13 protein-coding genes are annotated in these 12,082 nt (G+C 38.2%); 6 read left to right on the top strand and 7 right to left on the bottom strand.

Annotated features, from left to right (window positions below):
* The first annotated feature begins 187 nt into the window (after positions 1-187).
* The 4 genes from I6F50_RS03450 to I6F50_RS03435 are packed head-to-tail and all read left to right on the top strand — an operon-like array spanning position 188 to position 3,362.
* Positions 188-1,000: a MipA/OmpV family protein gene (locus I6F50_RS03450; RefSeq protein WP_165728717.1), complete on the top strand. Its 813-nt coding sequence runs from the start codon at positions 188-190 to the stop codon at positions 998-1,000.
* Position 1,001: 1 nt separating this feature from the next.
* Positions 1,002-1,382: a DUF3019 domain-containing protein gene (locus I6F50_RS03445; RefSeq protein WP_197116694.1), complete on the top strand. Its 381-nt coding sequence runs from the start codon at positions 1,002-1,004 to the stop codon at positions 1,380-1,382.
* A 14-nt stretch (positions 1,383-1,396) separates the two neighbouring features.
* Positions 1,397-2,089 carry a response regulator gene (locus I6F50_RS03440; RefSeq protein ID WP_007584133.1) on the top strand — a complete coding sequence of 231 codons (693 nt, stop codon included), beginning with the start codon at positions 1,397-1,399 and terminating at the stop codon, positions 2,087-2,089.
* A 25-nt stretch (positions 2,090-2,114) separates the two neighbouring features.
* Entirely contained in the window at positions 2,115-3,362 is a 1,248-nt protein-coding gene (locus I6F50_RS03435) for an ATP-binding protein (protein ID WP_197175316.1), read from the top strand.
* 89 nt (positions 3,363-3,451) lie between these two features.
* Here I6F50_RS03435 and I6F50_RS03430 read toward each other — a convergent pair whose 3' ends face one another.
* Both I6F50_RS03430 and I6F50_RS03425 read right to left on the bottom strand, forming a co-directional pair.
* Positions 3,452-3,676, bottom strand: a complete 225-nt coding sequence (locus tag I6F50_RS03430) for a DUF3820 family protein (RefSeq protein WP_007586607.1) — start codon at positions 3,674-3,676, stop codon at positions 3,452-3,454.
* A gap of 350 nt (positions 3,677-4,026) precedes the next feature.
* Complete coding sequence (locus I6F50_RS03425) at positions 4,027-5,601, bottom strand: cation:proton antiporter family protein (protein ID WP_007586608.1); 1,575 nt, start codon at positions 5,599-5,601, stop codon at positions 4,027-4,029.
* A gap of 265 nt (positions 5,602-5,866) precedes the next feature.
* Here I6F50_RS03425 and I6F50_RS03420 point away from each other — a divergent pair, with 265 nt between their 5' ends.
* The gene (locus I6F50_RS03420; protein ID WP_007586609.1) at positions 5,867-6,610 is read left to right on the top strand and encodes a sporulation protein; all 744 of its coding nucleotides are present in this window, start codon (positions 5,867-5,869) and stop codon (positions 6,608-6,610) included.
* 74 nt (positions 6,611-6,684) lie between these two features.
* A complete protein-coding gene (locus I6F50_RS03415) occupies positions 6,685-7,134 on the top strand; it encodes a GNAT family N-acetyltransferase (protein WP_165728719.1) in 450 nt (149 codons plus the stop codon).
* Between the two features lie 79 nt (positions 7,135-7,213).
* On the opposite strand, the gene I6F50_RS03410 is transcribed toward I6F50_RS03415, so the two are convergent.
* From I6F50_RS03410 to I6F50_RS03390, 5 genes are all read right to left on the bottom strand, one after another.
* Complete coding sequence (locus tag I6F50_RS03410) at positions 7,214-8,569, bottom strand: sodium-dependent transporter (RefSeq protein WP_197175315.1); 1,356 nt, start codon at positions 8,567-8,569, stop codon at positions 7,214-7,216.
* Positions 8,570-8,773: 204 nt separating this feature from the next.
* The gene (locus I6F50_RS03405; protein ID WP_101216201.1) at positions 8,774-10,066 is read right to left on the bottom strand and encodes a HAMP domain-containing sensor histidine kinase; all 1,293 of its coding nucleotides are present in this window, start codon (positions 10,064-10,066) and stop codon (positions 8,774-8,776) included.
* Between the two features lie 19 nt (positions 10,067-10,085).
* Positions 10,086-10,790, bottom strand: coding sequence for a response regulator transcription factor (locus tag I6F50_RS03400; RefSeq protein WP_024590954.1), 705 nt, complete (start codon positions 10,788-10,790; stop codon positions 10,086-10,088).
* A 25-nt stretch (positions 10,791-10,815) separates the two neighbouring features.
* On the bottom strand, positions 10,816-11,199 hold the full coding sequence (locus I6F50_RS03395) for a DUF3019 domain-containing protein (protein ID WP_007586617.1): 384 nt from the start codon (positions 11,197-11,199) through the stop codon (positions 10,816-10,818).
* Positions 11,189-11,971: a MipA/OmpV family protein gene (locus I6F50_RS03390; RefSeq protein WP_010553867.1), complete on the bottom strand. Its 783-nt coding sequence runs from the start codon at positions 11,969-11,971 to the stop codon at positions 11,189-11,191. The genes I6F50_RS03395 and I6F50_RS03390 overlap by 11 nt, the downstream gene beginning before the upstream one ends.
* Between the last annotated feature and the right edge of the window lie 111 nt (positions 11,972-12,082).

Genomic DNA, 12,082 nt, shown 5'->3' with positions numbered 1-12,082 from the left:
CCGAAAAGCATAAAGTTAACATTTTTGTATACAAATTGTGAATAATTGTAACCAGCTAGAGCTAGTTTAAAAAGACCTTGCTAGTATGGGGAACTCACTTATTTTGATACTTTGATTTACGCTGATGCGGTATGCCTTCTCATTATTAACAGCTCTATGTTTTAGCACTTTGTTTGTTTGCCTTTCGGTGCAAGCAACACAGGCAAGCAAGCATGCTGATGATTATACAGAGCAAGATATAACAACCGATCGTCTGCATTTGAGTTTAAGCGTGGGGGCTGGAGTTATAACCAACCCTTTGCATGGTGGAGATAATATTCCGCTCGTGCTTATTCCTCAAGTTGCGTTTTATGCAGAGCAATGGTTTTTTGATAATGGCCGTCTTGGTTATTCATTTTTGCAAACCCCTAAGCATCACTTTAATCTAGTTGGTGAACTCAACTCTGAGTCTCGCTTTTTTATAGACTGGCACCCTAAAAATGTATTTACACTACAAAGTAGTGCCCTCAACAATCAGTTCGTAATGCAAGATGAAGCCTCGTCCTCTCGCTATGTTAATATTGATAATTTACATAAACGGCAAATTGCACTGGATGCGGGTATTGCATATCACTATGTAAATGAAGACCATGTTTTTTCGGTTCAGGCTCTGCATGATATAACCGATGTTTATCGAGGTGTACGCGCAGCATTACAGTGGCAGTATCATACTGTGATAGGAAAGCTCAAAATAAAGCCAACACTTGGAATAAACTATAAATCTGCGGAACTAAATAGCTATTTTTATGGACTTAATGAGGGTGAAACTCAATTTGGCAAAATAGACGTTGGTAGTAGTTGGCAACCTTATGCTAAAATCGACGCCCGTTGGCCACTGAGTAAGGCTGACTCTCTTCGTTTTCATGTAGCATATTACGACTATTCGGCTATGGATGGCAGTCCGCTCTTCGAACGTACTTATTCAATGACTGCATTTATAGGATTCGATCGTACTTTTTAATATGAAGTATTTAATATTAGTTGTCTTTATTACCACTTTTTTTAGTGGTTTTAGTGTGGCACAAACCCCTTTTTTTAGCGTTTCTCCAAAAGTCTGCGTTGTCTCTGAACAGCAGGGTTTTTGCGATCTTGATTTACAATTTAAATGGCAATTAAACGCCTACAGTGATGTCTGTTTGTATCAGCAAGAGCAACGGCTTCAATGCTGGGAGCAACAACTTTCTGGGCAATTTAATTATAAAGCGCGTGTTCAGGTGGAGACCATATACTCCTTAATCAATCCTCATACGGGTGTGTTAATAGCAAAAACACAGGTTGAAGTACAAAGCGCCCATGCTAAAAAAAATAGGCGTAGGCTTCGCTCTCCGTGGAGCTTTTTTTAATTTAGGAGCAACTAATGCCAAAAATTTTACTTGTTGAAGATGATCTCGGTTTACAACAACTAACAAAAGATTACCTTGAACATAATGGCCTTGAAGTCGAAGTATTAGACCGTGGTGACGAAGTGTTTAATTACTTAGAAAACAATACACCCGATTTAATGATTTTAGACGTTATGCTGCCAGGTAAAGATGGCTTTAGCGTTTGCCGCCAAGTAAGAGATAAATTTACTCTACCAATTTTAATGTTGACTGCTAAAGGTGAAGATTTCGACCAAGTACTTGGCTTAGAGCTTGGCGCTGATGATTATGTAATAAAACCAGCAGAGCCACGTGTATTACTAGCGCGAATTAATGCATTACTGCGTCGTGGACAACCCATGGTAAAATCAAGCGAAGAGCTCCAGTTTGGTGATTTAGTCATTGATAAAACAAGTCGTATTGTAAAACTAAGTGATTCGGAGATTGTATTAACTTCGCACGAGTTTGAGTTACTATGGCTATTAGCGTCAAATGCGGGTGAAGTACTAAGTCGAGAACATGTGCACCAGCATATGATTGGCCGCCAATACGATGGACTTGATAGAACTGTGGATGTACGCGTATCACGAATTCGTAAAAAATTAGGCGACAACAGCGATAAGCCATATCGTATAAAAACTGTATGGGGACAAGGCTACTTATTTGTTTCTGATGCATGGGATCTTTAGAACTATTTAAGGTTAGTCGGCTTTAATGGGAAAACTGTTTACCAGCTTATATTTATATATCATCGTTTCTTTGTTTGTAGTAAGCGGTGTTATAGAGCAATTGTGGCCTTACGAAGAGTCGCAACAACAGGTCTTCTTAGATGATGAGTTTGGGCAATCACTCTGGTTGCTCTCACAAACTCCAAATGGTCTTAAAAAATTAAAGCACAACTTTGAAAGTAAAGTGATTGAACGACGTGATTTAATACTCCCTCAAAAACAACAATCGCAGCTCAACCAAAACCACTACTTATACTTATACGATAAGCAACAACGCATTGTTTGGTATGTAGATCTCGGTAATGACTCATTACTTCAAGTAGGACCGGTAGGTGTATTAACGCAGGAATCACCTTCTGTTTGGCCGTATTTATTACTACTTATTATTGTAGGTATACCTGTTGGGCTGTGGAGCTTTTTACTATGGCGCGACTTTGCAAAGCTACGTAAAGCGTGTGAAGCGGTAGAGGGTTTGCAAGACTTTCAACTAAACGACTCTTCTAAGTCTTTCTTTTTACCTATTACTGATACATTAAAGGTAATGCAGCAACGTATTGAGTTTTTACTTAGTGCGCAGCAAGAACTTACCTCATCGGTGTCGCATGAGTTTAGAACACCACTAGCACGTTTAAAGTTTGCAATTGTAATGCTGCAAGAACAAATGCTTGACGAAAAAGGTGAGCAGTACTTAACAAACATGCAAACAGACATTAGCGAGCTTGAGTCACTAGTTTCTGAAATGCTTGAATACGCGCGATTAGACTCTCAACAACCTAGTTTACAGCCAATAAACTGTGACTTAGCTGGGCTGGTAAAAACAACTGTTGAAAAGCTAAACTTTGAAGCCCGAACAACGCTCTCTGTAAACCTCCCTGAGCATTTAAATTATTACTGTGATAGTCACTTTATGGCGCGAGTATTTCAAAATTTAATTGGCAATGCGCTCAAATACACTCATAAACAAGTTAAAATTTCATTGCTACAAGAGACAAAACACATCGTATTGATTGTTGAAGATGATGGTGAGGGGATAGCTCCCGCTGAGCGAGAAAATGTATTTAAACCTTTTACTCGACTAGATAAAAGTAGAGGCAAGGATACCGGTGGTTTTGGTTTAGGACTCGCTATAGTTGCTAAAATTGTGTCGTGGCACCAAGGAGAGTGTAAAGCAGAAAGCTCAAGCTTAGGTGGTGCTAAATTTATTGTATATTTACCCCTCAAATTAAAGACATAAAAAAAGCGCCTAGAGGCGCTTTTTTTGCGGTTAAAAAACCAAAATCAACAAGTAGCAATACAATAGACCGCAAGTACTTAAAAAAGTTCTCAACTATTTTTATTTTTTTCAAGTAATGGCATTAACATTTGCTCAAGGCCATTTAGTTTTACCTCATACATCATCGCAAGTTGACTACCTAGTTTTGAGTCAGGAAACCCTTGCTGATTAAACCAGACTAAATAAGGCTCTGGCAGTAAAAGCAATGGCCGTCCTGCATATTTTCCAAACGGCATTATGGTATTAATAGCTATTTTTAGTTGTTTTGGATCCATAAAAACTACTTATGTATTTAAAGTATGCGTAAGTGTAAGGGATTTTAGAGATATAAAATAGGCTGTGACGGGCAAGAAACAGCCTATTTTGCGAGGGAGTAGGCCCTCTGATTTAATAATTTTATGTTGATTGATATAAACCTAGTTGAACTTTAATTAGCTGGGATCTAATTAAGTTATTATTAGAACATGGGTTCTTATTTAACCAACACAGTTAGTCTACCTGTTTTTCATTGTTGTGGTGAATTGGCTTGTAAAGGAATGTAAATAGAATTGCTTTTTATTTAAAAACTAATAACAAAGCCTTAACTGATTAAGGCCTTGTTATTTATAGACGTTATAAAAAGTAATTATTCGTTAAATAGCTCTTGTTTAACGTGCTCTGCAAAACCACTACCGGCTTCTAGGTAAAAGTTATAAGTAGAATGAACACCCATTTCTTCTAGTTCTTTTTGTTGATCAGGGTAGTTTGCAATAGCTGTTACTTGGCCTTTATAACCAGAGGCTTGTAGCTGCTCTAGAGCAAAGATATTTTGCATATGCTTTGGCATTGCAAGCATAACCATTTCTACTTGTGAGTGATTTACTCGTTGCCAAAAGTCAGGGTCGGTTGCATCAGCAATTAAGACGTTGCGGCCTCTGTTAACGTGCTTATCTACCACCTCAGGTTTTATATCTATACCTGCAACAACATTTGGGTGAGTCGCGTTGATAGTCTCATAAGCACCAGTACCAATACGTCCCATACCAAAAATGACTATTCTAGTATCGTTAAGGTTAACAGGTAGCTCTTCAGCTAAACGAGTTTTGCTTTCGAACTTTAATAACCAGTGCTCAATTTTGACGTACAACTCGTTTGAACGTTTATTTAATGGGGAGGCAATTATAAAGGTAATAGAAACAGCAATTGCCATTACAGCTAGCCATTCAGAGGTGATCATGCCTGTAGTTGCAGCCACTGCACATACAATTAAACCAAACTCACTGTAGTTAGATAAGCTAAAAGCAGTAAGTAATGATGTACGCGCGCGTAGTTTAAATATATTAGTGAACACATAATAAAGCGCTATTTTAACGGGTAATACTAAAATAAGTATAATAGCAACAATCAAGGAGTTAGTGGTTAGCTCTGCGCTCAAACCAATACTTAAGAAAAAGCCAACTAGCAATATGTCCTTTAAATTAAGCAGGGATTTTGATAGCTCGCCTGCCTTTTTGTGAGGGGCAAACATCATTCCTATTATTAATGCACCTAAATCGCCTTTTAGGCCTGCAAATTCAAATGCATGATAACCAGCAACTAGAGCAAAGAAAAAACCAAACAATGGTAATAGTTCACCATGTTTAGATCGGTTCAACACGCCATACATTACAGGTCGTAATAAAGGCAAAGCAATTATTAGTGCAATTGCCCATAAATTTGGGACTTTACCGGTACTAATAGCTAAAAAGATAACAGCAAAGATATCTTGCATTACTAATATACCAATGGCTATTTTGCCGTGTAGGCTTGCCATTTCTCCGCGCTCTTCAAGTACTTTTACTGCAAATACAGTACTTGAAAAGCTAAGCGCAAACCCAACCAATAAAGCACTTTGCCAACTTAAATCAACAAATAGTGGAATAGCGAATACGCCAAGTAACAGCATAAAACCACTAAATAACGCACTGCTAAAAATGATATGCAATGTTGCAGGTGCCCAAACTTGAGGTTTAATTAAACTGTTAACTTTAAGTTTCAAGCCAATACTAAAAAGAAGAAGGGTTACGCCAAGTGCTGCAATTGTATCGAGCAACTCTGTACTTTTATATCCCGATAAATTTAAAGCAAAGCCTGCTAATAAAAATCCAATAAGAGGAGGTAGTTTTAATTGATAAACGGCAAAACCACAAACAAACGCGGCAGCAAAATAGATTAGTTCCATAATTCTTAATATCACTTCATTTGGTGTTGCAGTGTAACGAAAAATTTATGCCATTGAAAATATAATAGACCTAAAAATGAACGCGTCTAATCAATTACTTGCCTTGCTGCGTATGAAAAATGCGCATTAAACACTTATTTAATCGTAAATAGTATGTAAATAACATTTTTTCACTGACATTAGCTTTTAAATATGGTTAAGATGCGATAACGAAGAAGTTTAAGCCAGAGCAAATAATAGAGCAGCTCAGCTTAAGGAGAGAGATATGTTTAAAAAGATTTTAGCGTCGGTAGGTATTGGTGCTGCAAAAGTAGACACTATTTTAGAAACTGAACACCTACAACCAGGTCAACTTTTTAACGCACAAATAGTTATCACAGCAGGGGATGTTAGCCAAGATATCGCAGGCTTAGATTTATTATTAATGACTCGTGTTAAAGTTGCGGGTGATGATGGCGATTATTTTACTAATCATGTAATTGAGCAATGGCGAATTACAGATATTGGTACAATTGAGCCAGGCGAAGTTAAAAACATCCCTTTTGAAGCACGTCTTCATTCTGAAACACCTATTACAGAAATTAATGCAGGTTATAATCAATCACATGTATGGCTAGAAACAGGCCTAGATATAGACTTAGCACTTGACCCAACAGATAAAGATCATTTACACATTTACCCTAATGAAGCGGTTAAAACGTGTATGCAAGCGATGGAAAAGTTAGGTTTTAGTTTAATGAAAGCTGACGTAGAAAAAGGCCACTTACGGGCTTCAACTTTTCAGTCATTATCTGGGTGTTACCAAGAACTTGAGTATAAACCTAATAGCCGCAGCTTATTTGGCATTCAGGAGATTGAATTATCGTTTGTACCAGAGGCACATAAAACACATGTGCTTATAGAGCTAGACAGAGCCTTTAAAGGCGATGGTTATGTAGATTTGACCATAGAGCACGATCATGTGAATCTATCGCAGTTGTGTGATCAGCTAGAGCGCTTATTTACTTAGTATAAGCTAACTAAGCTAGCGAGTGATTTTAATAAACCCAGCCTAAGCTGGGTTTTTTGCTTATAGGATTTAATATGCAGTTTAAATGTGAGCAGTTTGATGCTCTTGATACACAGACTCTTTTTACTATTATGCGTGGGCGGGTTGATGTGTTTGTTGTAGAGCAAAAATGTCCTTACCCTGAACTTGATGATGTAGATATTGCTTCAAATACACAGCATTTATATACATTGGATAATGAGCAACTACAAACTTATGCGCGTTGTTATGACAAAAGTGAGCAATACAGCGCAATAGGTCGCGTGCTAGTGAGTGAAGGAGCGCGTGGTAATGGGTATGCTACTTTACTTATTACTAAAGCTATAGACTGCTGCAAAGCACAATGGCCTGAGCGAGATATTTATATAGGTGCACAAACTTACTTACTTGATTTTTACCGCTCTTTTGGCTTTGAGGATTATAAAAGTGAATATTTAGAAGACGGTATACCTCATCAAGATATGATTTTAAAACTCACTAAATAAATCCAATTTAAGCAGCTATAAAAAAGCCCACTAATGTGGGCTATTTTAATTTAAGACTATTTTAAGGTTAAGGTATTATTTAGCTCAAGAATGAGTGTAAAAACACCATACCAATAGCAAGTGGACACACAAACTTGGTATACCAAGGCCATATTTTCCAAAACAATGTGTTATGGACCTCAGGATTACCTTCTTTAATTGCTTTAAGTAATGAGCTTCTGTACCAAATCCAGCCTACAAATATACAACACATCAGGCCAAGCAAAGGTTGAGCTACTTTTGTAGTTAAAGTAATCACTAAGCCAAATAAGCTGCTAAGGTTACACACAATTATAATGCTAACGATAGCAATTAAAGCTCCAATCAACCAGGTTGCCTGAACGCGTTTCATCCCAAAGCGTTCTACAGTGTATGATACTGGCGCCTCTAACATTGAAATAGATGACGTTAAAGCGGCAATACTCATTAACGCAAAAAATGAAAAGCCCACAAATAAGCCAACTTCGCCCATTCCATCAAATAAAGCAGGGAGTACCTGAAATACTAACGTATCTTCAGAGAGTAATTTACCTGTTGAGGCCGAGAATATTTCAACGCCTTGAGCTTGCGCTACATACATAGCCGGAATAATCAGTAAACCCGCTACAAAGGCTATAAATACATCAATAAGGGTTACATAGGCACCTAAAGAAACAAGATTTTCTTTTTTGCTGATGTACGAGCCGTAAATAATCATTACGCTAGTACCTAGCGATAAAGAGAAAAAAGCTTGTCCTAGTGCGCTAACTAATAGTTTTGCGTCAAAAATAGACGAAAAATCAGGAACTAAGTAAGCCTTTAAACCTTCCATTGCGCCATCTTGGGTCATTACATAAGCAATAAGTGCAAATAAAATCCCCAAAAGAGCGGGCATTAAACGTTTTGACCATTTTTCAATACCGTTCTCAACGCCTCTACTGATAATAGCGACAGTTAGTACGATAAAGACGAGAGTGAATATAATGTTTCGGGTAAGTGATTGCTCGCTTAACCATGTAGATGCTGTGTTGGCACCAACTAAAGTGGCTATGGGTTCAGCTGTAGCGCTGAGCATCCAACCAGCAACAATGGCGTAAAAACTTAATATAAAGCCAGCACATAAAATACCGCCAAAACCAACAATAAAGGCAAAGTGTTTTTGCCATGGCTTATTAGATATTTTTTGAAGTGATGAAACCGCATTTGCTTGGCCATGACGACCAATCATAAGTTCAGCCATTAAAGCGGGGTAGGCTAAAAAGAACGCAAGCACTAAATATGCGACTAAAAATGCAGCACCGCCATTACTTGCTGTTTGTGTAGGGAATCCCCAAATATTGCCCAAACCAACGGCAGAACCCGCGGCGGCCATAATAAAACCAAAGCGAGAGCTGAACTCGCCTCTAACTGCGCTCATATTATTGTACTTCTCTATTGTGTGACGGCGGTGACAATCTACTGGAAATGTTAAAAAATAAAAAGTGCTTATTTGCTGATCTAGCACAATTTAATAAGTAAAGTGTGTGTTATAACCATCGATTTTAATTGTTGTTATCGAGTCGTTTAAAATAACGAGTTGATTTTGTTTAATAATTGTTAATTACAGTCTGTAACTATTGCTTTACGAATTATGATGCTGTGCAATAGTGAAAGTAAAACACGCACCACCTAGCTGGGTACTTTTACTTACTTTAACACTGCCATGATGCCAGTCGGCTACTTTTTCAACAATAGCTAGACCAAGGCCGTAACTTTTATCAGCTCTGTTACGGTGATCTTCTTCCCTAAAAAATGGGCTAAATACATTACTAAAATTTTCTCGAGCGATACCCGGGCCGTCATCTTCTACCGTTATTATAAGCTGTTGCTCGTGTAACTTTGCGCTCAGGTAAATATGTTGGCTTGCAAAATCACATGCGTTAGTTAATAAGTTAGTAATTGCGCGAGCAAGCCAGTGAAGATCTGCATTTATTATTTTATCTGTACTATTGAGCTGTACGTTAAGCATTTGCATTTCAAGTTTTGGTGCAAGTTGAACTAAAATATCTTCAAGGTAGGACTTAATGTTTGTTGATGAATAGGTCAGCTTATTAGCATTTTGTTCTAAAGTAGCAAAAGCTAAATAGCTACTAAGCATCGATTCCATATGGTCTAAATCATTTTCCATACGGGTTAAATACTGTTTTACTTTTTGCTCATCATGGCTATCTAATGCCGCATCTAAACCAAATCGCAGGCACGCGATAGGGGTGCGTATATCATGAGATAAACTTGAAGCCATTAGTTTATTTTCAGCGACAAGTTTCTCTATTTGGCTGGCCATGCGGTTAAAGGTAAGCTCTACGTCTTTTATGTAAGTAAAATGCGATACTTTTATTCGGGCTTGAACATTACCAGAGGCAAACTTTTTAGCGGCTTCATTTAACACGGTTAATCGTTTAGCTAAGGGCGCAATAATAAACCCCATAAATACACATAAGCCTGCGTAAAAGAGTAAGGTTAATATAATGTCGTTATGTTGCTCGCTATCAAAAATTTTATCTAAACGCATTGATAAGTGAAAAGGATTTAAAACAGCGCTGCTATAAAGCATATAAAAGCCTTGCTGATCTTCTAAAATCAGCCCACCCGGCGTATGCATTTGTAATAATAAAGAAGGCGGTAAAGCAAGTGATTCATTAGGTTTATAATCAATTAAAACATCAAATTCTAGCGCCAGTTGTTTTACATAATCGCTGCGCTCAGATGTGGGTATGTTAGCTAATTGCTTGCTAAAACCCATAATCATTTTACTTTGCTGACTAAATTCATCCTGTGGGGTATGCGCTTGTTGACTAAAAGCATCAATAAGCCAGCCCAATACCACAATAGATAAAAGTGCACTGCCTAAAAGCGATATATAAAACTTTTTCATTTATTTATTCATCACTTTATTACCACGCAGTAGAAACAAGTAAATATCCACGGCCCCAAATAGTTTTAATTTTTTCAGGGTTTTGTGGATCATCATTAAACTTTTTACGAAGTGCAGAAATAAGTACATCAACACTTCTATCAAGCCCATCGTATTCTCTGCCTTTGGTTGCTTTAAATACAGCGTCACGCGAGACCACTTGGCCTGCATTGCTCGCAAGGTAATGAAGCAGTAAATACTCAGCACTTGATATGTTTACGTCTTGCTTGTTGAGTTTTACATTTCTAGATTCGGTATCAATACTAAGCGTACCAACATTAATAACACTCTCGTTAACGTGTGGGGTATTTGGCTCATTGTTTTGGCGAAGGGCTGCTTTTATACGCGCTAGCAATGCACGAGGGCGCACAGGTTTCATTATGTAGTCGCTTGCACCTACTTCTAGACCAATGACCTCATCCATTTCTTCATCGCGTGCGGTGAGCATTATGATGGGCGAATTATAAAAACTACGAAGTTCTCTACACACGCTTATACCATCTTGCCCTGGAAGCATAATATCAAGGAGCACGATATTTGGATTTAACGTTTTGACTTGGCTAATTACTTCGTCACCTCTGTGACAAACATGCGTTGTGTAGCCTTGCTCTGTTAAGTATTCAGCAACCCATTGAGCAAGTGATACATCGTCTTCAACGAGTAAAATAGTGCCATAGTTATCCATGAAAATATCCTTAATGCGATTGGTATTAAAATAGTCGCCAGCGGCGCTTTTTTTGCCTGTTTTGATATACCCATTGAAGCTTTACTTCGGCAATACTAATTATTTTAGAGGTATTGCTGTCAAATAGTTCAAATGAAATACTTTGCTGTGAATCAAATGCATAATTAAAGGTACCGCTCTGTTGCTTGAGCCAACATTGCATTATGTACTTTGAGGTGGCGTCACGTAGGCAGTAATTACCAATGATAGGTTGCTCCCACGTTAGCGTTACGTCAGCATAGCAATTTCGCCCTTCGCGCAATGCAACGCAGGTGTCTGGAACTGCTATAAGTGCTTCAGGAGGTTCCTGAGCTTTAACAGTAAAAGTACTGGGGAAGATCAGTAATACACAGATCCATCTAAAATACATAACGTAGGCCTACCTTGGCTTTGTGTTGATATCCTTGGGAAATAATTGGACTGTCGTCAATCTCTTTTGAAAACCATGTGGTAAGCCAGCCGGATAAAAACACCCAATCTTGGCTTATTGGGTACTCAGCATGGAACTCAAAAATAATACTAGTACTGGCATTGCTGCTATAAATCGGGCGAAGGCTGGTGGCTTCATCGCTATCAATGCCAAAGTAATAATTGGTAAAGTCAGCAGAGTAGGCGCTTAAACCAACACCAGATCTAAACTCCCAGTTTCGCCATGGTAAAATGTGACTAAAAAAGCTGTTTATAACCCAGCCATTGTGCGCGCCAGATACATCATGAAGGTATTCAAAAGAGAATTGAGAATTTTCAAATCGACGAGAAAGTCGAAGGCCGACGTCAAAGTCGTAATTACGTTTTTTTATACCTTGGAGTTCTTTTATAACACCATGGTTATAGAATCCGAGGCCTTTTTCGTCAAATCCAGCTTGAGTATTTGTGCCTAATATATCTAGGCCCCAATCAAATTTATCTATAAGACTGTAGCCTATTACAAGGCCGCCACTGAGTTGATTGTGATCGAAATCAAGGTAAAATTTATCGTAGGAAACAGCAAGACTTAAGTCGAGCTCAACGCCTTTATCGTAAGACTCAATGCCGACAAGGTAAGAATCTTCAATATAAAAGCCCGCACCAGCACTCCAATCCCACGCAAAGCCTTGGGTTGGCTCTAACGTATTATCTGCATAATAGCGGTTACTTGCCATACTCGACGTGCTAAAAATGCAGCAAAAAAGCAGTGTTATGCTCAGTAAAGTATGGTTAAGCAAAGCGTTTCTCATCCCTTAGGGCCTAATTATTATTTGTTATTAAGCGTA

Source organism: Pseudoalteromonas sp. NZS127_1, assembly GCF_015864295.1.
In the GTDB taxonomy this organism is placed as follows: domain Bacteria; phylum Pseudomonadota; class Gammaproteobacteria; order Enterobacterales; family Alteromonadaceae; genus Pseudoalteromonas; species Pseudoalteromonas arctica.
Note: the sequence above shows the minus strand (reverse complement) of the source record. Positions and strands in the feature narration are given on the sequence as shown.